Origin of the sequence: Pedobacter cryophilus, from assembly GCF_005116455.1 — a bacterium.
In the GTDB taxonomy this organism is placed as follows: Bacteria; Bacteroidota; Bacteroidia; order Sphingobacteriales; family Sphingobacteriaceae; genus Pseudopedobacter; species Pseudopedobacter cryophilum.
The window spans coordinates 366527-390961 of sequence record NZ_SWBP01000002.1; the positions used below are offsets into that span (position 1 = coordinate 366527).

Sequence of the window (24435 nt, forward strand, 5' to 3'; positions counted from 1 at the left end):
AAAAAACGGAGGGATTTTAAAGTGTTGAAAAGTTGTTTTTGGGTTAAAAACAGGAAACATATAAAGCTTTTTCTAAGCTTAAATTTTTTCTTTCGTTTACAGTGAATTTCCTTATCGTAAACTTATCCCAAGTTCAATTGCTTTCTCAATTTTTTTGAGAGCTTATCTTTTACCAAATTATAAGACTGTTTAATATATTTCTCCCAATCAGCCTTATTCATTTTAGTAATATCTTCAATTAAAACCCATTTATATTTAGCTACATAAGGAGCTGGCTTAAAATTAGGCCAATTGCTAATTTCTTCAAATTCTTCATCGGTAACTTTAAATGATGCTGTTGTTGGTAGTTGATTTAATCCTACTACACAAAACATTTTTTGTCCAACAGAAAACACAAGATCATTTTCCCATTTTATATCTTCAGATGCTCCACGCATTTCCAAACAAATAACTCTTATACCTTCGATATCCATTTTCTATGGGTTATTTGCCTAATCTAAGTTCTGCTTTTACTACGCTTACATCATATCAAAATAGTAAACCTTAATCTTTTATCCTTGTTCCTTTATCTTTACTCCTGTATCTTAACTCTCCCAAACTGTAATTTTATCTAAAGTAATAGGCAAATCTCTCACTCTTTTACCCGTTGCATGGAAAACTGCATTGGCAATAGCAGGGGCAAGGCCGATGATAGAAACTTCTCCTAATCCTTTTGCGCCAATTGGATTAATGTAAGGGTCAGGTTTGTTCACAAAAAGGATATCTATTGGAGGAATATCAGCATGTACTGGCACATGATAATCTGCAAAATTATTATTGGCATAAACGCCAAAACGATGATCGTAAATTCCTTCTTCGGTTAATGCCATTCCTATTCCGCCTACTACACCACCAATCATTTGGCTGCGGGCTTGTTTCTCGCTAATGATTTTTCCGGCATCCACAGCTGAAACTACCTGTACTACCTTTACCATACCAGTAAAAGGATGAATATGTAATTTTACAAAATGAACCGCAAAGGAGTTAAAAGCATATTTCTGGCGTTCGTTTCCTGCTTTAGATTCTCTGGTAACGGTGAGTTCTTTTAGTCCTGCTTTTTTAATGAGGTCTGTATAACTGGTGCTTTTACCTCCCAAAATAATTGCTCCATTTTTGAAGGTGAAATTTTCATAAGCATGCTGCTGGCCATCTGTTACTATAAACTGATGGTAAACTTGCACCATTTTTTCTTTTAAGGCGGTACAAGCATCATAAACTGCCGAACCTACCGTAGAAGTAGTGTTGCTGCCACCTTGGGTTGGGGCAGGAGGCAGGTTGGTGTCTCCTAACTCTACAAATACTTCTTTACCCTCAGTTTGGAAACTATCCATAGCTACCTTTTTCATCATAATTCCAGTCCCGGGTCCAATGTCGCTGGCGGCACTTTGTATGGTTAATTTCCCGGTTTCATCTAATGTTGCTCTGGCTGTAGCCGAACTTCTTCCGGCGTTAAAAACACCACTTCCCACGCCATAGCCCACCAACATGCCATTTTCTTTCATAGAAGCTGGCTTTGGATTTCTGTTGCTCCATCCAATCTTTTTTGCACCTATTTCATAACATTCATCTAAAAATTTACTGCTCCAGGGTAGTTCATTCTCTGGATTGATGACAGCATAATTTTTTAAACGAAGTTCAATAGGATCCATGTTTAATTTATAAGCTAACTCATCCATGGCGCATTCTAAAGCATACATTCCGGTGGCTTCTCCGGGGCCACGCATCCATATTGGGTTGCTTACATCCATTTTTACCAGCCTGTAAATGGTGTTTACATTTGGGCATTTATACATAAATTGAGAAGGACGAACAGTGCCTTCCGTAAAATTATCAAAAGAAGAAGTTACGGCCCAAGCTTTATGCGTTATCCCTTGCAATATGCCTTCTTTTGATGCGCCAATCCCTACAAATTGTTTAGTTTCTGGTCGGTAACCTACCATAGTAAACATTTGGATACGTGTGAGCATAGTTTTTACTGGTCGGTTGGTTATTTTAGCCGCAATTACGGTGGCATCCTGATAAGGCCAAGAATGTAAAGCCATTCCAAAAGCACCACCCACATGTGGGGCAATCACCCTCACCTTTTTGCTGTCAATTTCATACAAACTGGCATAATGTCTTTGCGAACTAAATACACCTTGTGTTTTATCATAAACAGTTAATCCATCGCCTTCCCAATGCGCAATAATGCTTCCTAATTCCATTGGGTTATGGATGTGATTTGGCTGATCATATTCTGCCTCTATAAAAACTTCGGCATCTTTATAAGCATCAATTTGATTACGCACATAGTCTTTTGCATTTGGGTTAGGAGCAACGGCGTTTGCTATATTTAACTCCAAATTGGTTTGATGCGGAGCTTTCTGATAAACGGCTTTAATTAATGAAGCGGCATAAACAGCCCTTTCATAAGTATCTGCAATTACCATTGCAATAGGCTGACCTGCAAATAAGATTTGATCGTTATAAAAAACCTTATTAATGTTTCTATCTATAATAAGTGCCTGATCTTTTGCATAACGAGGAACACTGTTATTCACATTTAAATGACTCAGTACTTTAATTACACCGGGTGCGTTTTCTGCAGCTTTGGTATCTAAGCTATTAATTTTCCCTTTGGCTATGGTGCTGGGTACTAAAACGCCATAAGTAATGCCGGGTATTTGGTATTCTGCCGAATATTTTGCGCCTCCGGTAACTTTTAATATTCCGTCGGTTCTATCAGTATCTTCTGCGGCAAGATTCAATAAATTCTCCATAATATGCTGAGCTTAAACAAGCTTTTTTTTAAGATAAATGTGATGCTTTTAACAAGGCCTCTACTATTGATGATGGTGCTAAAGCCAATTTAAAATCATTATGACCATAACTTTTAGCGCCTTTCATGGCGATTTTTGCAGCTTCTTCAAAATTTTGTAGAGAAGCTGTTTTGCCTTGTAAAAAGTTTTCGGCATCATACAAACGCCAAGGTTTATGCGCTACGCCGCCCATTGCCAATCTAACTTTTTTAATGTTTTGCCCGTCCATTTCTAAACCAGCAGCAACAGAAATTAAGGCAAAAGCATAAGAGTGTCTGTCCCTTACTTTAAGGTAATAAGAATTGTTATAAAATTGATTTTCAGGAATAATGATGTCAGTAATCATTTCATTTTTTTGTAAATGATTATCTAATTGAGGAGAATCTCCGGCTAGTTTATGAAAATCTGCGAAAGCAATGGTGCGTTCTTTTTTTGCGCTTTTTAAAATCACTTTTGCATCTAAAGCTACCAAAGCCACATTCATATCACTTGGGTTTACAGCAATGCAAACATCCGAAGTGCCAAAAATACCATGCATTCTGTTGATACCTGTTAATGCGCTACATCCACTATTTGGTTCTCGTTTATTGCAAGGCATAGTGGTATCGTAAAAATAAGAACAGCGGGTGCGTTGCATCATGTTGCCTCCAAAAGTGGCCATGTTTCTTAATTGAGCAGATGCACCGGCATTAATTGCCATTGATAAAAGCGGATATTTTGTTTTGATGAGTTCATGATCTGCAGCCTGACTGTTTAAGGCTAAAGCACCAATTTGAACCCCTTGTTTTGTGGTATGAATGTATTTGAGCGGTAGCGGATTAATGTCGATAAGCTTGGTTGGAGCCATCACATTCCTTTTCATCAAATCAATAAGGTTGCTCCCTCCGGCAATAATTTTGGCATCTGGAAATTTATCTAATGCTTTTACAGCAGAAGAAATGCTGCCCATTCGGATATAATCAAAGTTGATCATAATTTCATTCCTCCATTTTTAACTTCTACAATAGCATCTACAATATTTGGATAAGCACCACAACGACAAATGTTGCCACTCATAAACTCTCTAATTTCTGTCGGACTATTGGCGTGACCTTCATTAATACAAGCTATGGCCGACATAATTTGCCCCGGAGTACAATAACCACATTGAAAACCATCATTTTTTAGAAAGGCTTCTTGCATTGGGTGTAACTTATCTCCGTTTGCAATGCCTTCTATGGTGGTAATTTTTTTACCTTCTTGCATCACCGCTAAGGTTAAGCAAGAATTAACACGTATCCCATCTACATGTACGGTACAAGCACCACATTGCCCATGGTCACAACCTTTTTTGGTCCCGGTTAAATGCAATCTTTCCCTTACAAAATCTAATAAGGTTTCCCTTGGTTCGGTTTCCATTTGGTAAGCTTTCCCGTTTACTTCAATGTTTAAAGGAATCTTTTCAAAGAAAGCAGCTAGTCGCTCGTCTGCATGTTGCAGAGCGGCTTTGGTTATTAAAGACGGACTTAAGGCAATAGCGGTTAAAGCGGTTGTAGCTTTTAAAAATCCCCTTCTAGAAGAGCAGATGAGTTCTTTTTCTTGGGTTTCAGGTTGTTTTTGATCGGACATGTGAATGTGATGAATTTAAAATAGAAGTTAGGAATAAAATCTTTATTAGGGGATAAATTTTTTGAGGTATTAGGATTGTTACTAAATTGTCAATCGGAATGATTGTAGGTATTTGGGGTGGTGGTGGTTTTGCTTATGAGAGAGTTTGAATGACTCCAATTAATATTTGTATCAGGAAAAAAATAAGAGCTAATTTTTGGGACAGAGTCCTCTTTTTTCTTTAGAAGATTTTAAAATATGGTGATGTTACGCTTAACAATATAACAGGTGGCTAGAGATCGCTTAATTGGATGAAACTCTTTTTCATTTCTATTTCGGGATGCGCTAATGGCCAAGAACATAAACAGCTTTGTGGTTTGAGTAACCGATGTTTATGCCAAATAATTTTTATTTATAAGAATGTTAGACCAATACGCTTGTTTAAGCCTATTTCAAAAATCCTAATTAAAGTAGAAAATTGAATATTTCCTTTTCCATTTTCAATTCTGGAGATATAACTTTTTTTAGTTCCAGTTTTTTCGGCTAATTGTTCTTGGGTGATTTTTGCTTCTTTTCTGGCTTCTTTAAGCATTTCACTTATAATGAACATTTGCGTTTTTTTTTCGTAGTTATTTCTACTCTCAGTTCCTATTTTTCCGTGTTCAACTTCAATAAGTTCGTCAAAAGTTGTTATGCCTCTATACTTTTCCATTCTTTTATTTTTTATTTTCAAAATACTCAGTCATTAAAATTAACGCTTTCTCCAATTCATTTTTTGGTGTTTTTTATTTTAAATTTCAAACCAAGATTGCACTCGTATGCAACGAGTGCTTAACCTTTTTTTTAGTTTGCAACTATTTTAAACTAATGGTTTCGCAACGCATAATAAAAGATTTGACGAGCGATACTTTAAGAGGATGACATCATATCCTTTTCATTTCTATTTTGTGATACGCTAAAAGTTAACATCACGAACAACTTTTATTTTGGAATTAGCTCTACTAATATTTCATTTCCTGCTTTGTCAAAATAAGTACAAGTCATTTTGGCTATAGAAACTGCCCATTTTTCAATCCCCGATTTCGCACAATCATTGCAAAAAGTTGGATAATCTGTTTTGCCTTGTTGATGAGCTTTAATATCGGTCTTAAACTGGTTTATGTTTGAATGGTTTGCAATTGTTAAAGGCTCATATTTAGCAGGACTTGATGTTTTGTAATTATTTCCGCCATAATAGTCAGTGTGTCCGTCTATTACAAATGCTTCATAATAGGTAACACCCAATTTTTTAAGGTCCTGAATGTAATTAGGAAAATCGGCACCTGATTTTACTTTGCTGTGAGCAGCTTTAATTTGTTCTACTGTAAACATCGTATTTGTTATTTTAAGTTTATTGTTTTCTTAATTCCATATTTCATTCATCTCTGTCAATATAATTGGTTTACCGTCAGTAACCACAATAGTATGTTCGTGTTGAGCCATAAAGCCGCCCATATTGCTAACCATTGTCCAACCATCTTGCAACGTTTCGGCATAAGTGGAGGTTGTTGAAATGAATGTTTCTATAGCTACCACAGAATTTTTCTTAAACCTTTGAAGATTAAATCTATCTCGGTAATTAGCTATTTCATTTGGTTCTTCGTGAAGACTACTTCCTATTCCGTGGCCAGTCAAATTTTTAATGACTTTGTACCCTCTTTTCTTCGCTTCAGTTTCCATTAATAATCCAATATCAGAAATGCGAACTCCTCCTTTTATATTGTGTATGGCTTTACGCAAAATTTGTTTGGAAGCCTCAATCAATTTTTGGTGTTGGTTTACATCTGTCCCTATAACAAATGAACCTCCATTGTCGGACCAAAAACCATCTAATTCTGCTGAAACGTCAATATTAATTAAATCGCCTTCATCAAGTATTTTTTTATCAGACGGGATACCATGACAAAATTCATTATTAACACTTATACAAGTCCAACCCGGAAAACCGTAAGTTAAATACGGTGCTGATTTAGCTCCCATGTCTTTAAGGATTTGTCTGCCATAATTATCTAATTCCTTAGTAGTTATACCCGGTTTAGCAAATTTTCTCATTTCTTTTAAAGTGAGGGCAACAGCTTCACTTACTTTTTTCATTCCAACTAGTTCGTACTCTTGTGTAATTGACATATTCTATTTTTCTTTAGTAAGTATTTTTGGTGTTATTGCGTTTACTTTTAATCTATTAGTAAATTTACATGATTATTTTTATTTCGAAAGCAAGTTGATAGCAATAGCCTAAGTACCATAAACCTGATTGCAGCGATATCCTTTTTGCTTTCTATCAAGCAAAAAGATTTAGCGAAAAGCAGGACTACCTTTAAAGATAATTACCGAACCCTGCTTTTCTAAAAACAAAAAAGCAAGACCGTTTCCAATCTTGCTTCCTTAATTCTTAACTCTATAACACATATTATAGGGTCTTGATACTTGTGTCTTGATACTTATATCTTCACTTACTGCATCAAAAACTTAAAGTTTGCGATATTTTTAAGCGATATTCCTGTTCCTCGTACTACTGCTCTCAAAGGATCATCGGCAACGTGAACGGGTAACTTTGTTTTAGAACTGATACGTTTATCTAAGCCTCTTAATAAAGCGCCTCCGCCTGTTAAATAAATACCGGTTTGGTAAATATCTGCAGAAAGTTCTGGAGGGGTGATTTCTAAAGCTTTTAGAATTGCTTCTTCAATTTTAGAGATAGACTTATCTAAACAATGCGCAATTTCTGTGTAAGAAACTGTGATTTGTTTGGGCACACCGGTCATTAAATCACGGCCTTGTACGGCAAAATCTGCTGGGGCATCTGTTAATTCTGGTAGGGCAGAACCTACTTCAATTTTAATTCTTTCGGCAGTTCTATCACCAATCATAATATTATGTTGGCGACGGATATAATTCACAATATCAGAATCAAAATTATCTCCAGCAACACGAATAGATTGATCGCAAACAATTCCTGATAAGGCAATAACGGCAATTTCTGTAGTTCCACCGCCTATATCAATAATCATGTTTCCCATGGGTTCTTCTACGTCAATTCCAATTCCTACTGCGGCCGCCATAGGTTCGTGAATTAAATAAACCTCTTTGGCTCCGGCTATTTCTGCCGAATCTCTTACTGCTCTTTTTTCTACTTCGGTAATGCCTGATGGAATACAAATTACCATTCTTAATGATGGAAAGAACCAGCCTTTACCGCCATTAATCATTTTAATCATCCCTCTAATCATGTGCTCTGCAGCGTTGAAATCTGCAATTACACCGTCTTTAAGCGGACGAACGGTTTTAATGTTTTCGTGGGTTTTTCCCTCCATTTGCATGGCCTGTCTGCCAATAGCAATTACTTTATTGGTGGTTCTGTCAAAAGCTACAATAGATGGTTCATCTACTACAACCTTGTCATTATGTATAATGAGGGTATTTGCAGTACCCAAATCTATCGCGATTTCCTGTGTAAACCAGTTAAATAAACCCATTTATATTTTTAATTAAGCTGTTAAAGTTTGCAAAAAAATGTTCTTAATACTAATTCTATTTTCATTATTTTATTGTGTGGAGTTGAAAATTATCTATATAGGGTTTTATACTACATTCAGATAGACTTTCTAATTATTAAACTCACAATAAATTAATTTAGTGCTTAAAGTGACGAACACCAGTTGTTACCATTGAAATACCTTTTTCATTGGCCATATTTATAGAGTCTTGATCTTTTATAGAGCCACCAGGTTGTAATACTGCTGTAATTCCTGCTGCTGCGGCTAGTTCTACACAATCTGGAAAAGGGAAAAATGCATCAGAAGCCATAACTGCGCCTTTTAAATCAAAACCAAAACTTTCTGCTTTTATTACGGCTTGTCTTAAAGAATCTACTCTTGAAGTTTGCCCAACGCCACTTGCAATTAATGTGTTGTTTTTAGCAAAAACTATAGTGTTTGATTTGGTGTGCTTCACCACTTTATTAGCAAAGAACAAATCTTTTAATTCTTGTTCGCTTGGTTGTATAGTAGTAACCGCATTCATTAACTCTGGTCCTTCTACGGTATTATCTTTATCTTGTTCTATAATTCCGTTTAATAAAGTTTTAAATAATTTACCAGGTAGTTTTACTTCTTTTCTTTTTAAAATGATTCTGTTTTTCTTAGAGGTAATTACTTTTTCTGCAGCTGCAGAGTAAGAAGGCGCAATTAAAACTTCAAAAAACAATTTGTTAATTTCTGTTGCGGTAGCTTCGTCCACCTCGCCATTGCAAATTAACACGCCACCAAAAGCCGAAACTGGGTCGCAAGCTAAAGCATCATTCCATGCATCAAATAAATTTGTACGGCTGGCAATTCCGCAAGCGTTGGTGTGTTTTAAAATAGCGAAAGTAGGCTCGGTAAATTCATCAATTAACGCTACAGCAGCATCAACATCAACCAAATTGTTGTATGATAATTCTTTACCGTTTAGTTTTTCAAACATCGCATCTAAATCGCCATAGAAATAACCTTTTTGATGAGGGTTTTCTCCGTAACGTAAAACGGAAGCTTTTTGCTCACTTTGTTTAAACACGGTTAAAGCATCATCTCCTTTGTTAAACCAGTTAAAAATGGCAGTATCATAATGAGAAGAAACGTTAAAAGCATTTCTCGCAAATGTTTTACGTTGTGCTAAAGTGGTTTCTCCGTTTTGTTCTTCTAATAAAGTATGTAAAGAAGTATAATCATCTTTTGAGGCTATAATCACCACATCTTGATGGTTTTTTGCAGCAGCTCTAATTAAAGAAATGCCACCAATATCTATTTTTTCGATGACGTCTTGTTCAGCAGCACCTGATTTTACAGTTTCCTCAAAAGGATATAAATCAACAATTACTAAATCAATTTCTGGAATTTCATACTGAGCAATTTGCTCTTGGTCTCCGCTATGGTTTCTTCTGGTTAATATGCCACCAAACACTTTAGGGTGTAATGTTTTTACCCGACCACCTAAAATAGAAGGGTAAGAAGTTAAGTCTTCTACCGGAATTACATCAACACCTAAATCTTTAATAAATTTTTCTGTACCACCGGTTGAGTAAATAGTTACTCCTAATTTGTTTAATTGATGAATTACAGGTTCTAAATTATCTTTGTAATAAACAGAAATTAAGGCGTTTTTGATTTTTACGGGGTGGCTCATGAAATTTTTTATTTGAAGCCGCAAAGATAGAAAAACCAAAATTTTTAAGCGAATGATTATGAATTATAATTCATTAAGATTTCAATAAATTTTGTCGTTTTATTTATTCTATTTTTTTGTCACTTTAATCTATTTGGAGTGAAATCAGCCCAAAATACTACTCAATTTTGTTATTTTAGAACAATGGCTTCTGTATTGATATTATTTGCACATCCTGTTTTTGAAAAATCGAGAGTTAACAAAGCATTGATTCAAAAAATCAGTAATCTAGAAAAAGTAACGTTTCATGATCTTTATGAAGCATATCCTGATTTTGATATTGATGTAGAACGAGAACAAGAATTGCTTCTAAAACATGATATTATTGTTTTTCATCATCCATTTTATTGGTACAGCACTCCGCCAATATTAAAGCAATGGATGGATTTAGTTTTAGAATATGGTTGGGCTTACGGAACAAAAGGTACTCAACTTCGCAATAAAAAATTGTTTAACGCCATTACAGCGGGAGGTGGTTTTACTGCTTATCAAACTGAAGGACATAACCGCTACACCATTAAAGAACTTTTAATTCCGTTTGATCAGACTGCTTTTTTGTGTAAGATGACTTATTATCCTCCTTTTGTTGTACACAATGCGCATTTGCTTAAACCAAATGAAATGGAGGCTTTCGCCGATGATTATTTAAAAATTATTACCGGTTTACGAGACGGCGTTTTTAACGAAGATGATTTAGTAAAAGCCGATTATATGAACAACCTGATAGGTAAACCTTATACTTTATAAAATGGAAATTAAATCATTTTTATTTCAGGCGGTAGTGTATTTAGCTTCGGCTATTATTGGGGTAAATATTGCTAAAAGATTGGGCTTAGGAGTTGTTTTAGGGTATTTGTTGGCAGGTATTGTAATTGGTCCGTTTGTATTAGGTTTTGTGGGCGAAGAAGGTAAAGATTTAATGCATGTAGCCGAGTTTGGTGTGGTAATGATGCTTTTTGTAATTGGTTTGGAGCTAGAACCTAATCTTTTATGGCGCATGCGTAAACTTATTTTAGGTTTGGGCGCTTTACAAGTGCTTATTACATCATTATTGATAGGCTCAATTGCTTATTCTTTTGGGCAAACTTGGCAAGCATCCATTGCCATTGGAAGTATTTTAGCGTTGTCATCAACTGCTATTGTGATGCAAACTTTAAGTGAGAAAAGCTTGCTGAAAACAACAGCAGGCAAATCAGCTTTTGCAGTTTTACTTGCTCAGGATATAGCCGTAATTCCGTTATTAGCCTTGTTCCCATTAATTGCAACAACAATTCCAGAAATGGAAACTGGCAGTTTAATTCATGATTTTAATGGTTGGCAACAAACATTAATTGTTTTAGCAGCTATAGCTGGCATTATTGTTTTTGGTAGGTATGTAATAGGACCAATTTTTAGATGGGTATCAAAAACTAGGCAAAGAGAGCTTTTTATGGCTACAGCTTTATTAATGGTTTTTGCTATTGCAGAGTTAATGGTTATTGTAGGTTTAAGTCCCGCTTTGGGTACTTTTTTAGCCGGAGTAGTTTTAGCAAATAGTGAATATAGGCATGAGTTGGAGAGTGATATTGATCCTTTTAAAGGATTACTTTTAGGTTTGTTTTTTATTACCGTTGGCGCTACTATAGATTTTAAAATTATTGGTTCTAATATTTTTACGGTAATCTCTTTAGTTTTTGGGTTAATGCTTTTGAAGGCAATCGTCCTTTTTGTTTTAGCCAGATTTTTTGGGGTTAAAAGTGATCAGAAAATTATTTTTGCAGTTTCGCTTTCGCAGATGGGCGAATTTGCCTTTGTTCTATTCTCCTTTGCTGGGCAATATGCAATTATTGATCAAGCCTTAATCAATCTGTTAATTTCAGTAGTTGCCATAAGCATGGCCTTAACGCCTTTGGTTTTTTTAGTGAACGAGAGGGTTATTTTACCTCGGTTTTTCACTAAAGAAAAGCAAGATAGAGCTGCGGATGATATTGATGAGCAACATAAGGTAATTATAGCTGGTTTTGGGAGATACGGAAATATTGTGGGTAGGTTTTTAAGAGCAAACGGCGTTTCTGCAACCGTTTTAGATAACGACTCTGATAGGGTAGATCTGTTGAGGAAATTTGGCTATAAAGTATATTATGGTGATGCTTCTAGATTTGATTTAATGAAAGCCGCTGGAGCAGAAAATGCCGAAATTATTATCATTGCAATGGATACGCCCCAACAATGTTTAGAAATGGTTTCATTAGTTAAAAAGTATTTCCCTCATCTAAAAATACTTTCTAGAGCTTATGATAGAAATGATTCTTACGATTTAATGGAAGCCGGAGTTGATCATATTTACAGAGAAACAGTAGATTCTTCTTTAAGATTAGGAACCGACGCTCTAAAAATGTTAGGTTTTAGAGCTTATAAAACACACCGGGCAGCCCGCACTTTCTTAAAACACGATGAAAAGTCTTTACTTGATTTAATAAAGCTACGTAACGACAGTAGCTCTTATATTTCTGTAGCTAAAGAAAAAATTACCGAACTAGAAGATCTTATTTTACGTGATTTAAAAGACGAGCAGATTTTAGAAAGAGATATGGGTTGGGATAGTAAAGCGCTTAGAAAAGCAATGGCAAAAGAAGCTAATGATTAACTCTTCATTTTTTTTAACAAACCTTCAATTACTTTAGGAAACTGCTGGTGCTCTAATTGTTGAATTTTAAATTTGATCATCTCTAAATCATCACTTTTATCAATTCTAAATTTTGATTGATGAATGATCTCTCCTTCATCAAATTCGCTATTTACAAAATGAATAGTGATGCCAGATTCTGTTTCTTTGGCTTCTAATACCGCTTTATGAACACGTTCGCCGTACATTCCTTTTCCGCCGTATTTAGGTAATAATGCGGGATGAATGTTAATGATTTTATTAGGAAAAGTTTTTAATAAATTTTGTGGAACCAACCATAAAAAGCCTGCTAAAACAATTAAATCTACGTTCAAATTTTTTAATAGGCTGATGATTTTTTCCGTTTCATAAAATTCCTTTTTATCAAAAATATGGGAGGGAACTTCAAAATTATCTGCTCTTTGGAGTACAAAAGAGTCGGGATTGTTGGTTAAAACTAATGCTACTTCTGCGTCATCACTACGTTTAAAGTGCTCCATTATTTTTTGAGCATTTGAACCAGATCCTGAAGCGAAAATTGCTATACGTTTTTTCAAGTGTATTTTATTTTAATCTTTCTTCAAAGATAAAATTTTGGATGTGTATTGAAAATGAATTTGTTTAATTCTTAATGATTCTTTTTGTAGAGGGCATATAATTTTTCGCCAGCGCTAATAGAAATTGACAAATCGTTTTCTTGAGGGGGTATTGGGCAGTTAAAACCATCAGCGTAAATGCAACTTGGATTATACGCTTTGTTAAAATCCAATATAAAATCTCCTTTTTTAATGTCTGCTAAAGTGAAATCTAAATATCGACCACCGCCATAGCTTTTTGTGCCACTGGTTAAATCTGTAAAAGGCAAAAAAACATAATCTTTATACTGGTCAGAATCTAACAAAGCTTTTAATTGGTAAACGCTTAGTTTTAATTTTTTTCCTTTTAACGTAAAGTGGAGGTAGCCAATTTTTAAAGCTTCTTTAAATTTACCAGCAGAAGTGGGCATTTTAAATTCAACAGGGACCGCCAGTTTTGTAAACGTAGCTTTTACTGCATATTTTTCATGAATTGGAAAAAACTTCAAATAGTTTACGCTATCTCCTTTAACCACATCATGAGTGCTTATGTATTGATTTCTAAAGTTTTTGAGTTTGCTTTTATAACTTTCATTTTGCGAAAAAGCAGTTAAGCTAAAGCATAAATAAATGATTAAAAAGGCTGGCTTCAACCAGTTTAAACTAAGCATACGATTTAAAAATTAACCTTTTTTAGCAGGGACAATCTCTAACTTAGGCTCTGGTTTGCCTCTGTGGCAAGTGGCACATTGAACAGCGGCAACGCCATGTTTTTCTTGATACTTGCTAAAATATTTCTTGTTTAGTTTAGCGGTCATCTCCATCATTTCTCTAGCTATAATTTTATGGTCTTTATCATCAGATGAAAAGTCTATTTTTTTAGGGTCGGTTTTTGAGGGCCCATGGCAAAAATTACATTTTACCCCTAAAGCAGCTTTAAAACCATCCATTATACTGTCTAACTCCACTTTAGTAATGTCTTTAGGGAGTACTTTTAGGTTTTTTGCTTTAAAAGGTTCTTCTTGTTTTTGTTGCGGATAAGTAGCAGCAAGGCTTACCATTCCAATAATGGCGATGATAAAAAGTAGGGGTTTAATTTGAGTTTTCATTGTATAATATTTGAACGACAATTTAAATATATACAATATTCTGACTTAAAGTATCAACCTCATCATCCAATCTGTTTGCGCATCGTCTCCCATCATATAAATATGACTGTCGAATTTTTGAAAACCAAAATTTTTATAAAATTTAATACCTCTTAAATTGTTTTCCCAAACACCCAACCAAATGTATTTTTTATCTTCTGCTATGGCCTTTATTTTTACTTCATTTAAAATCATTTCGCCAATTCCTTGGTTCTGAAAGCTTGGGTAAATGTATAACCTTTCTAACTCTAAGCAATCTTCTGCTTGTATTTCTGTTTGGCTTTCGCCGATGTTGATCTTAAAATAAGAACATAATTGATCATCTTGATAAACAAAGAAAAACCTCGAATTTGGATTATTGATTTGATTGATTAATGATTCAATACTAAAAGCTTTTTCAAAATAGATTCTTAAATTTTCTTGGGTATTGTGTTGCTCAAAAGCAGGTAAAAATGTTTCTTTTGATATTTTTTGAAGAAGGTGAACCTGATGAATATTTACAGGTTTTATTTTAATTGAAAATGGATTCATATAAAAAAATAAGGCTTTGGTTGTTAATCCCAAAGCCTTAAAATTAATACAAAAACCAAAAAAAGTAATTTTTAAATGTATCTATTTTGAAACGGATACGAATTAATCTTTTTATTTGCTTACCCTTCGACTCCGCTCAGGCTGACAAATAAAAAGAAAAGAATATGAGCGTAATTTTTCATTGGAGGAAACCCCAAGTCTTATAAATTTCCTCTTAATTCTTGTTCTCTTTCAATTGCTTCAAATAATGCTTTAAAATTACCAGCCCCAAAAGATTGTGCCCCTTTACGTTGAATAATTTCAAAGAAAACTGTTGGGCGGTCTTGCAAAGGTTTAGTAAAAATTTGCAGTAAATAGCCTTCTTCGTCTCTGTCTACTAATATTTTAAGTTCTCTTAATGGAGCCAAATCTTCATCAATTTCTCCAACACGTTCTAATAAATCATCATAATAAGTATCTGGAGTATTTAAAAATTCAATTCCTTTAGCTTTAAGTTTTCTTACTGTAGATATGATATCTGTAGCGGCTATGGCAACATGTTGTACACCTTCTCCCTCATAAAAATCAAGATATTCTTCTATTTGCGATTTCTTTTTCCCTTCTGCAGGTTCATTTATTGGGAATTTTACAAAACCGTTTCCATTGCTCATCACTTTACTCATTAAAGCCGAGTATTCGGTAGAAATAGCTTTATCATCAAAGGTAAGGATGTTTTTAAAGCCCATGGTATCTTCATAAAACTTTACCCATTTATTCATTTGATGCCAGCCAACGTTTCCAACGCAATGGTCAACATGTAGAAGCCCTATTTCTTCAGGGTTATATTCAGAATGATACGGTTGAAAGCCGGGTAAAAATAAGCCTTTGTAGTTTTTTCTTTCTATAAAAAGATGAATGGTTTCACCATATGTGTAAATTCCACTTCTTTTAATCTCTCCGTTTTCATCACTTAATGTTTCTGGCTCTAAAAAAGACCTAGCGCCCCTTTTTACAGTTTCTTCATGAGCTGAATAAGCATCATCTACCCAAAGTGCAATCACTTTAACACCATCGCCATGTTTTAAAACATGATGAGCCACCGGGTGATTAGAGCGTAAAGCAGAGGTTAATACAAAACGTATTTTTCCTTGCTGAATCATGTAAGAAGCGGTGTCTTTTACGCCTGTTTCTGGTCCGGCATAAGCCACACTTTGAAAACCGAAAGCTGTTTTATAAAAATGAGCCGCTTGTTTAGCGTTGCCCACATAAAATTCCACATAATCTGTCCCGTTTATAGGTAAGAAATCTGTTTTTGTTGCTGTATTTGTATGTTCTAGTGTTTGTGTCATGTCTTTTTTTTTATTAAGTCAGCAGTCTGATGTCCGTAGACCGCAGTTTGCATGGGTTATTTTATAGTCTTTATTCTCTTTTAAGTCGGCAGTCTGATGTCCGCGGACCGCAGATTGCGTGGGTTACTTTTATGATTTTATTAAGTCAGTCTTGATACTCAAATCTTGATACTCAAGACATCCAACTTTTATAATAATCAGGATCTTCAATTTCTATAGCTTCTTCTGTAAGCATTAATGGCCTGAAAGGATCAATCATCACAGCTAATTCTTCGGTTGATTCTTTACCGATAGATTTTTCTACCGTACCCGGATGTGGTCCATGAGGAATTCCACCAGGATGTAAAGTAATTTGACCTTTTTCAACAGATTTGCGACTCATAAAATCGCCATCTACATAATATAAAACCTCATCAGAATCTACATTAGAATGGTTGTAAGGCGCAGGAATAGAAAGCGGATGATAATCGTATTTACGTGGAACAAAAGAGCAAACTACAAAGTTATGTGCTTCAAAAGTTTGGTGAACCGGTGGCGGCTGATGCAATCTTCCGGTAATAGGTTCAAAATTATGGATAGAAAACCCCCATGGATAGTGGAAACCATCCCAGCCTACAAAATCAAAAGGATGTGTGCCATAAACGTAAGGGTAAATTAATCCTTGTTTTTTAATGAGGATTTTGAAATCGCCTTTCTCATCAATAGTTTCTAAATTTTGAGGTGTTTTAATGTCTCTTTCGCAAAAGGGCGAATGTTCTAAAAGCTGTCCGTTTTCGTTTCTATATCGTTTTGGAGCTTTTATTGGGCTAAAACTTTCTACAATAAATAGTCGGTTTTTTTCATCATTAAAATGGATTTGATAAATCACTCCTCGTGGAATAATTAAATAATCTCCATATTCAAACTGGATATTTCCATAACCGGTTTTTAAAACACCTGTTCCTTCATGAATAAAAATCATTTCATCGGCCATGGTGTTTTTGTAGAAATAATCTGTCATAGATTTTCTCGGCGCAGCCAAAGAAATATGCAAATCTGCGTTCACCAAAACAGGTTTTCTGCTTTTTAAAAAGTCGTCTTCTGGTTTTATTTTAAAACCTAGTAAACTAGTGTGCTTTAAGTGTTTTTCTCTCGCAATTTTTGGCTCTACACTATAGGCTTCGCCTAAAGATTTTACGAGGGTAGGTGCATAACAATGGTAAACCAAAGAATAATTACTAGAGAAGCCTTCGGTAGAAACCAACTCTTCTGCATATAATTCTCCGTTTGCTTTGCGAAACTGAGTATGTCTTTTAGGAGGAATGCTCCCTAATTTATAGTAAAATGGCATAATAAAATCGGTTGATTGAAAATTAACGATTTATTTTTGAAAAGGTTGTAAGTAATTGATAACTAATGTTATCTAAGCCTTAGAGAGAATATTGTGCAAACACAATTTTAGCAACCATTGCCGAACGAAATTTCGCTAGCACTGATAAAGAAATTAATCTGAGTTGCTTAAATGTGATTTGCAATGGCTTTAATTTTGGTTAATTGCGAATTTACAATTTTAAATTCGATTAAGCTAAATTTTGATTTAAGCGTTTGTTAAATTTTAGTGAAAAATTAAGCCATTTCTTTTGAGAAATGGCTTAACAAAACTAAGTTTTATTTTTAATTAATCAACAAATGCTTGAAATCCAGCGCTATAAGAGCCTTTTACTGTTTTGTTATTTTCCATTACTAAATCATAAGTAATGGTATAATTTGGTTTAGATCCTGAAACAGTTACACTACCAGATTTTATTTCAATTTCCTGAGTGTTACCACTATCAAAACTTGTACTCACGTTTGTGTTAAGGAAAACTGATGCGCCAGCCATAAAAAGTTTATTCTCATATTTTGTTTTCTTTTGGGCATCGGTTAACGACGCATCATTTACACCGTCAATAAAAGTATAGGTTCCTGTTTTAAATCCTCCAGTTGTACCAAAAGATTCTAACCAAATCCAAACTCCAAATTTTCCTTGAATATCGAATATTTGACCAGTATTATCTGTAATTACAGCGCCGTCAGTGATATAAAAATCATAATTAAGATGAGTATCTGTTGTGCCATAGTAAGGACTAATATCAAAATCTATCAATGCTCCCTTTTTTAAAACCGATTTAGTACCGTCATATTCAATGGTATTAGCATCTATTTCCATTTCATCATCCTTAGAACAAGATGAAAAGCCTAGCATTAAAGCAAGCATCATCATGGAGTAAATTTTATTTTTCATGATTTTTGTTTTTTTAAAATTAGTTAAGTGTAAACGCTGTTTAAATACCAATTATAGGGTATTTGTTTATTTAGTGTTAATTATTAGAATTTTAATTGGCTAATTCAGAAAAATCTCCTTTATAAGAACCTTTAACTGTTTTATTATCCAGTAAAATCAAATCATAAGTAATAGTGAAATTTGGTTGTATACCAGCAAGGGTAATTGTTCCTGATTTTACCAGAACTTGTTTACCGGTAGATAAACTTTCTTTCGCATTTTCATCAGTAATAACATAAGCATCCATAATGAAAGATTTATTTTCATACTTGGTTTTTAGCTGGGTATCATTTAATTCATTATCGGTTGAAGAATCAATACAGGTATAGGTACCGGTCTTAAAACTATCTTTACCAAAAGATTCTAGGTAAGCATAAATTACAATATCGCCTTTTACATCTATTAAGTTTCCATTTGCATCAGAAATAAAATCGCCATCGGTTATAAAAAAATCATAATTATAATGGGTATTGGTATTGCCGTAATAACAGCTTGCACCATAGTCAATAAAAATTCCTTTAGTTATCTTAAATTGTAAATTATTATAGGTAACATTATTATTTGTTAAAGTAGAATTTGAGTTGTCTTTTTCACAAGAAAACAAGCTTAATAAGGTAAAAAGAAAAATTATTGTTTGAATTTTAATTTTCATCGATTCTTATATAAAATTGATTAATTAAAACTTTATTTTAAATACAAGATTGTTTGTATTTATTAAACGGTAATTCTCTTCAAAAAAAACAGCCATTTGAGAATCTATTCTTACTTTTGATAACCACTATATAACCAATTGAAAATAACAGAACCCAATAATTTTAATCTTTCAACAAAATTGAAATAGCATGAAGTTAGTATCCTATAAAACCGAAGAAATAGAGCATTTAGGTGTGTTTTTAAACGGACATATTTATAACCTTAATTCTCTTAACCATGTAATTCCTGATAGTATGAATGAATTTTTATGGGGAGGAGATGCTTTAATGGAAGCTGCCCACAGGGTTCATGAAGATTTAATTTCGGGAAAAGTTGAAGGTAAAGAAGAAGTGTTTTTTGAATTACTTGCTCCAGTTCCACATCCTACTTCTTGTAGAGATGGTTATGCTTTTAGACAACACGTAGCTACAGCCCGTAGGAATAGAAAAGTAGACATGATTCCGGAGTTTGATGAATTTCCAATATTCTATTTCACTAATCATAACGCTGTTCAAGGTCCGGGAGAAATACGTTGTATGCCAGATCATTTTGAGAAATTAGATTTTGAGTTGGAAGTAGCTGTAGTACTCAATAAAAAAGGAAGAAATTTTACTGCCGCAGAAGCTGATCAATACATTGCAGGTTACTTGATTATGAATGATATGAGTGCCCGCACTTTGCAAATGGATGAAATGAAGTTGAATTTGGGGCCAGCAAAAGGGAAAGATTTTTCTACAGTAATTGGCCCTTGGTTGGTTACCCCAGATGAGTTAGAAGCTTATAAAGTACCCGCCGAAGCAGGGCATACCGGAAATAATTACGCATTAGAAATGAAATGCTGGGTAAATGGGATAGAAGTTTCTGCCGGGAATACTAAAAGTATGAACTGGACTTTTGCCGAAATTATTGAACGTTGCGCTTATGGATGTGATGTTTTACCAGGCGATGTTATTGGTTCTGGTACGGTAGGTACCGGATGCTTTTTAGAATTAAATGGCACAGGCTTATTAAATAATCCGGATTATAAAAGCCAATGGTTACAACCCGGTGATGTGGTAGAAATGGAAATTACAGGCTTAGGCCGATTATACAATACCATTATTAAAGAGGATAGCAATTTCTCTATCTTAAATCTTAAAAAATAATATGCTGAGCTTAAATATTGAAGATCTAAGTATTATGGAAGTGCAGCAATGGTTGGGTTATGCTGTTGCGCCTAGGCCAATTTGTTTTGCATCTACCATTGATAAAGCGGGTAATGTAAACTTATCTCCTTTTAGTTTTTTTAATATTTTTAGTTCTAATCCACCAGTATGTGTGTTTTCCCCATCAAGAAGGGTGAGAGATAATACCACCAAACATACTTTAGAAAACGTACTAGAAGTGCCAGAAGTAGTCATCAATATTGTTGATTATGCCATGGTGCAACAAACTTCTTTAGCCAGTACAGAATATGCTAAAGGCATCAACGAGTTTGAAAAAGCAGGCTTTACAGCCGTAAAATCTGATTTGGTAAAACCACCTCGAGTAAAAGAATCGCCGGTACAATTAGAGTGTATAGTTACCGATGTGATTCCACTAGGAACCGGACATGGGGCTGGGAATTTGGTGTTGGCAGAAGTGAAAATCATCCACATTAGAAAAGAAATTTTAGGTGTAGATGGGATGATAGATCAACATAAATTAGATTTAGTTGCCCGTTTAGGAGGGAATTGGTATAGCCGAGTGACTCCCGAAAGTTTGTTTCAAGTGGCTAAACCATTAACCACTTTAGGTATTGGGATTGATGCTTTACCTGATGATATTAAAAACTCTAAAATATTAACCGGAAACCACTTGGGGCAATTAGGAAACGTGATGGAATTACCCAATGAAGATGAGGTGAAATTATTTGAATTAGAACCCGAGGTTAAAGATATTTTAGATTTTACTATTGGCGATCAACAAACCCGTACGGTTCAATTGCATTTAAAAGCCAAAGAATTTTTAGATGATGGAATGGTAGAAGAGGCCTGGAAAGTTTTATTAATTAACCAGTACTAATCAAGAAAAAGAGACTGGAAGAAACTAAAAAAGCTGAATTTTTAAATTCAGCTTTTTTATGTCTAATATCATTTCAATTTTATAAATGATCTACCGCTACTTTATACGTTGGATCTTCTAAAATATTGACTTCAATAATTTCTGATGCGTTGTTTAACAGCTTAAGACAATCTGAACTTAAATGACGGAGATGTAATTTTTTCCCGACATTTTTATAACGCTCTGTTAACTTGTTTAAAGCATCAATACCAGACATATCCACCACTTTGCTCTCGCTAAAATCTATAATCACTTCAATTGGGTCGTTTAAAACATCAAACTTATCATTAAAAGCACTTACCGAAGCAAAAAACAATGGGCCATAAATTTCATAATGTTTAATTCCTTTATCATCAATATACTTCTTTGCCCTAATACGTTTAGCACTTTCCCAAGCAAATACCAGTGCAGATATAATTACACCAATCAATACAGCCAATGCCAAGTTATGTAGCCATACCGTAATTACTGCTACCAATATCCCAACAAATATATCCTGTTTGGGCATTTTATTAATCACCTTAAAACTCGCCCATTCAAAGGTTCCAATAGCTACCATAATCATTACGCCAGTTAGTGCGGCCATAGGAACCAAGCCAATAATTGGCGCTCCAAATAAGATAATTAATAATATGGTTAGGGCAGCTACAATACCAGAAAGTCTGGCTCTGGCTCCTGCCGAAAGATTAACCAATGTTTGAGCAATCATTGGGCAACCACCCATCCCAAAGAAAAAACCATTTAAGATATTCGCACTGCCTTGAGCAATACATTCTCTGTTCCCATTTCCTCTTGTTCCTGTAATTTCATCCACTAAATTTAATGTCAATAACCCTTCTGTTAATCCCACTCCGGCCATCACCACAGCATAAGGCAATATAATTTCTAAAGTATTAAGGTTTAAAGGGATTTCAGGAATATGAAAAGGAGGAAAGCCACCACTAACAGATGCAATATCGCTTACGGTCTTTGTATCAATACCAAAGCCTAATACAATAAGAAAAACTACAATGATAGCGACTAAAGACGGAGGAACAGCTTTTGTGATTTTAGGGAAAAACACTACAATAGCAATGGTTAAAGCCACTAAGCCGGCCATAATAATTAAAGGAGAACCTGTTAACCAGCTTACTTCGCCATTAATTACCGTTTTAAACTGTTCAAACTGTGCCATAAATATGATCACTGCTAAACCATTAACAAAGCCATACATGACGGGTTGTGGTACTAAACGAATAAACTTTCCTAATTTTAACAGACCTACAATAATTTGAATAATTCCTGCTAAGGCAACCGCGGCAAAAACATATTCTAAGCCGTTAGATTGCATTAAAGCAATTAGTACTACAACTGTAGCGCCAGCGCCACCAGAAACTAAGCCAGGTCGACCACCAAAAATAGCCGTAACTAAGCCCATTATAAATGCGGCATATAAACCCACTAAAGGAGGGAAGCCTGCTAAAATTGCAAAAGACAGTGATTCTGGAATCATTGTCATAGCAACGGTAAGCCCGGCAAGTATTTCTACTTTATAGTCTACTTTTTGCGAAAAATCAAATAAACGTAAATAAGGTTTCATCCTAAATCACTAATCTTTAAATCCCCAAGGTTTACCCGGTGTTGGAATTTCTTTCTTTAAGTCAAATTTAATGGAGAATAATAAATCAGAATTTACTCTGCGTAAGTTATAGGTAAAGTATTCTCCAGGGACTAAATCAATCCACCAAATGTTTCCAATTGCGGTAGGAAGTAAGTTTGTAGTTTCTTGATCGGCAGGGAATAATTGTCTGTTTTTTGAACCTGTGTTAGAGGTTTTTCCACCATACATGGTTACCTTATCAGGAGAACCATCTTTGTGGCGATGATCATGTTTTAGTAAAACACCAGCGGCGTCTTTGGTTAAAACCCAAGTTCTAGAGCTATCATTACCTACAAAAAACGGAATGTAAATTTTGTTTGGGGTGGATTTTCTTACATGCATCACCAATTTTTTTCCGGTGAAAGCTGTATCATTTTTTGGTCCGGCTATAATGGTTCCTTCAAATGCTTTTCCTTTTAATTTTTGCAGTTCGTTCCAAAAAATAGTTTGATTAGAGTCTTTTGTGGATGTGAGCTCAGTTTGTTTTAAGAAATTTTCAGGTTGATGAATGGTAAATGAGTACATCAATAAACCAAAACCTAACATTAAAAAGGTAAAATTTTTCATCTGCGCTGTGTTTTTATTATTTCAAGTATAGGTAAATAAGTGGATAACTTTTTCATCTTATGCTACCGAATCATTTTTTAGGTCGAAATATTTGGCGAGTAGGCGGTAAGAGTTAAATCTATCTTCTTTAAAATCTGTAAAGGTTGAAATTAGTACTTCATCGGTATCAAAATCTCTACAAATTTTCTCTATTTTTTCTTTCATCACTTCTGGTGTTCCAATAGCCATTCGTTTCCTGTTATGCAGCACTCTTTGCCATTCTTGATTATCATAATCCTCATCTTTAATATCATCGTATGAAAACTGCTGATTAAACTGTCCTCTTTCAAAACTCAATAAACGGTAATCCATTAAAGCCTGAACTTGTAAAACTTTTTCTTCATCTTCAGAGCAAAATCCAAAAATACCTACACTTGTTTGCGGTTCAGATAACTCGGCGGAAGCCTGAAATTTCTCTTTATACAATTTTATAGCTTCGGGGCCACCCATAGGATTAATAAATTGAGCAAATGAAACCGCCATTCCAAAATGAGCCGCAATAATGGCACTTTCTCCACTTGATGTTAAAATCCATAAATCAGGCGAAGTATTAATAATGGGAATGGCTTTTACCTTTGCTTCGCTAATGCCTTCTAAAGGTTCATCATTTAAAAGATGTTGCAGATCTCTTAATTGTTGGATATAATGTTGAGGATCAAAAGTATTGGAAGGATTAAGCAAATGAGCGGTTAATCTGTCTCCACCAGGTGCTCTGCCCATTCCTAAATCTATTCTGTTTGGGTATAAAGCTTCTAAAACCCTAAAATTTTCTGCAACTCTTAGGGTGCTATGGTTAGGCATCATCATCCCGCCAGATCCTAAACGAATGTTTTTAGTTTCGGCACCTAAGCGGGCAATCATCACCTCAGGAGAACCGGTTGCTAAAGTTTGAGAGTTATGGTGTTCGCTTAGCCAATATCGGGTATAACCCAATTCATCAGCTAATTTTGCAAGTTCTATGGTTTCTTGTAAAGATTGGTTGGCGTTACTTCCTTTACGAATTGGAGTTTGATCTAATACACTTAATTTGATATTTTTCATTGCCGTAAAGATAGCTGTTACAACAACGAATGTTTGCGTTCCATCTTCTTTCTGACGAAGTAGTGACTGGGGAAAAAAGAATACCACAGAGTAAAATGAGAAATTCGCAGACTAATAAATCCCAAATATAGAATCCGTGAAATCCTTATAATCTGTGTAATAATTATTTACCACCCAGCAT

The 24435-nt window shown here is 34.7% G+C and carries 24 protein-coding genes; 4 read left to right on the top strand and 20 right to left on the bottom strand.

All coding sequences use genetic code 11. The annotated features are described in order from the left end of the window. Positions 1-122 precede the first annotated feature (122 nt). The 9 genes from FA046_RS06835 to purH form a co-directional block, all read right to left on the bottom strand. Complete coding sequence (locus FA046_RS06835; RefSeq protein ID WP_136825640.1) at positions 123-473, bottom strand: MmcQ/YjbR family DNA-binding protein; 351 nt, start codon at positions 471-473, stop codon at positions 123-125. 111 nt (positions 474-584) lie between these two features. After that, entirely contained in the window at positions 585-2798 is a 2214-nt protein-coding gene (locus FA046_RS06840; RefSeq protein WP_136825641.1) for a xanthine dehydrogenase family protein molybdopterin-binding subunit, read from the bottom strand. A 28-nt stretch (positions 2799-2826) separates the two neighbouring features. Next, complete coding sequence (locus FA046_RS06845; protein ID WP_136825642.1) at positions 2827-3810, bottom strand: FAD binding domain-containing protein; 984 nt, start codon at positions 3808-3810, stop codon at positions 2827-2829. Then, positions 3807-4445, bottom strand: coding sequence for a (2Fe-2S)-binding protein (locus FA046_RS06850; RefSeq protein WP_136825643.1), 639 nt, complete (start codon positions 4443-4445; stop codon positions 3807-3809). Before FA046_RS06850 ends, FA046_RS06845 begins: the two co-directional genes overlap by 4 nt. Positions 4446-4836: 391 nt before the next feature. Beyond that, the gene (locus FA046_RS06855; RefSeq protein WP_136825644.1) at positions 4837-5136 is read right to left on the bottom strand and encodes a helix-turn-helix domain-containing protein; all 300 of its coding nucleotides are present in this window, start codon (positions 5134-5136) and stop codon (positions 4837-4839) included. Between the two features lie 269 nt (positions 5137-5405). Beyond that, positions 5406-5795: a DUF1398 domain-containing protein gene (locus tag FA046_RS06860; protein WP_136825645.1), complete on the bottom strand. Its 390-nt coding sequence runs from the start codon at positions 5793-5795 to the stop codon at positions 5406-5408. Between the two features lie 30 nt (positions 5796-5825). Then, positions 5826-6590 (bottom strand): type I methionyl aminopeptidase, encoded by a 765-nt coding sequence (gene map, locus FA046_RS06865; protein ID WP_136825646.1) that lies wholly within the window; start codon positions 6588-6590, stop codon positions 5826-5828. A gap of 326 nt (positions 6591-6916) precedes the next feature. After that, entirely contained in the window at positions 6917-7939 is a 1023-nt protein-coding gene (locus FA046_RS06870; protein ID WP_136825647.1) for a rod shape-determining protein, read from the bottom strand. A gap of 157 nt (positions 7940-8096) precedes the next feature. Beyond that, a complete protein-coding gene (purH, locus tag FA046_RS06875) occupies positions 8097-9626 on the bottom strand; it encodes a bifunctional phosphoribosylaminoimidazolecarboxamide formyltransferase/IMP cyclohydrolase (RefSeq protein ID WP_136825648.1) in 1530 nt (509 codons plus the stop codon). Between the two features lie 138 nt (positions 9627-9764). On the opposite strand from purH, the gene FA046_RS06880 reads away from it, so the two are divergent. Continuing rightward, entirely contained in the window at positions 9765-10412 is a 648-nt protein-coding gene (locus tag FA046_RS06880; protein ID WP_205943613.1) for an NAD(P)H-dependent oxidoreductase, read from the top strand. A 1-nt stretch (position 10413) separates the two neighbouring features. After that, positions 10414-12291, top strand: a complete 1878-nt coding sequence (locus FA046_RS06885; RefSeq protein ID WP_136825649.1) for a monovalent cation:proton antiporter-2 (CPA2) family protein — start codon at positions 10414-10416, stop codon at positions 12289-12291. On the opposite strand, the gene purN is transcribed toward FA046_RS06885, so the two are convergent. The 8 genes from purN to FA046_RS06925 all read right to left on the bottom strand — a co-directional run bounded on the left by purN (position 12288) and on the right by FA046_RS06925 (position 18845). Continuing rightward, positions 12288-12866: a phosphoribosylglycinamide formyltransferase gene (gene purN, locus FA046_RS06890; RefSeq protein WP_136825650.1), complete on the bottom strand. Its 579-nt coding sequence runs from the start codon at positions 12864-12866 to the stop codon at positions 12288-12290. The genes FA046_RS06885 and purN overlap by 4 nt on opposite strands. Before the next feature lie 71 nt (positions 12867-12937). Further along, a complete protein-coding gene (locus FA046_RS06895; protein WP_136825651.1) occupies positions 12938-13555 on the bottom strand; it encodes a DUF1684 domain-containing protein in 618 nt (205 codons plus the stop codon). A gap of 12 nt (positions 13556-13567) precedes the next feature. Further along, positions 13568-13993, bottom strand: coding sequence for a c-type cytochrome (locus FA046_RS06900; RefSeq protein WP_136825652.1), 426 nt, complete (start codon positions 13991-13993; stop codon positions 13568-13570). 45 nt (positions 13994-14038) lie between these two features. Further along, on the bottom strand, positions 14039-14563 hold the full coding sequence (locus tag FA046_RS06905; RefSeq protein WP_136825653.1) for a GNAT family N-acetyltransferase: 525 nt from the start codon (positions 14561-14563) through the stop codon (positions 14039-14041). Positions 14564-14763: 200 nt separating this feature from the next. Beyond that, positions 14764-15891 (bottom strand): 4-hydroxyphenylpyruvate dioxygenase, encoded by a 1128-nt coding sequence (gene hppD, locus FA046_RS06910; RefSeq protein ID WP_136825654.1) that lies wholly within the window; start codon positions 15889-15891, stop codon positions 14764-14766. Between the two features lie 172 nt (positions 15892-16063). Then, complete coding sequence (locus tag FA046_RS06915; RefSeq protein ID WP_136825655.1) at positions 16064-17221, bottom strand: homogentisate 1,2-dioxygenase; 1158 nt, start codon at positions 17219-17221, stop codon at positions 16064-16066. A 327-nt stretch (positions 17222-17548) separates the two neighbouring features. Continuing rightward, complete coding sequence (locus FA046_RS06920) at positions 17549-18154, bottom strand: hypothetical protein (RefSeq protein WP_136825656.1); 606 nt, start codon at positions 18152-18154, stop codon at positions 17549-17551. A gap of 91 nt (positions 18155-18245) precedes the next feature. Then, positions 18246-18845 carry a hypothetical protein gene (locus FA046_RS06925; protein WP_136825657.1) on the bottom strand — a complete coding sequence of 200 codons (600 nt, stop codon included), beginning with the start codon at positions 18843-18845 and terminating at the stop codon, positions 18246-18248. Positions 18846-19035: 190 nt separating this feature from the next. Between FA046_RS06925 and FA046_RS06930 the strand changes: the two genes are divergently transcribed. Together FA046_RS06930 and FA046_RS06935 are read left to right on the top strand one after the other, a co-directional pair. Then, positions 19036-20031, top strand: coding sequence for a fumarylacetoacetate hydrolase family protein (locus FA046_RS06930; RefSeq protein ID WP_136825658.1), 996 nt, complete (start codon positions 19036-19038; stop codon positions 20029-20031). Between the two features lies 1 nt (position 20032). Beyond that, a complete protein-coding gene (locus FA046_RS06935; protein ID WP_136825659.1) occupies positions 20033-20929 on the top strand; it encodes a flavin reductase family protein in 897 nt (298 codons plus the stop codon). Between the two features lie 79 nt (positions 20930-21008). Here FA046_RS06935 and FA046_RS06940 read toward each other — a convergent pair whose 3' ends face one another. From FA046_RS06940 to FA046_RS06950, 3 genes are read right to left on the bottom strand one after another with little or no spacing between them, the layout of a single operon-like run. After that, positions 21009-22547 (bottom strand): SulP family inorganic anion transporter, encoded by a 1539-nt coding sequence (locus FA046_RS06940; RefSeq protein ID WP_136825660.1) that lies wholly within the window; start codon positions 22545-22547, stop codon positions 21009-21011. Positions 22548-22556: 9 nt separating this feature from the next. Further along, positions 22557-23174, bottom strand: a complete 618-nt coding sequence (locus tag FA046_RS06945; RefSeq protein ID WP_205943614.1) for a hypothetical protein — start codon at positions 23172-23174, stop codon at positions 22557-22559. Between the two features lie 57 nt (positions 23175-23231). Further along, positions 23232-24254 carry an LLM class flavin-dependent oxidoreductase gene (locus tag FA046_RS06950; protein ID WP_136825661.1) on the bottom strand — a complete coding sequence of 341 codons (1023 nt, stop codon included), beginning with the start codon at positions 24252-24254 and terminating at the stop codon, positions 23232-23234. Positions 24255-24435 lie beyond the last annotated feature (181 nt).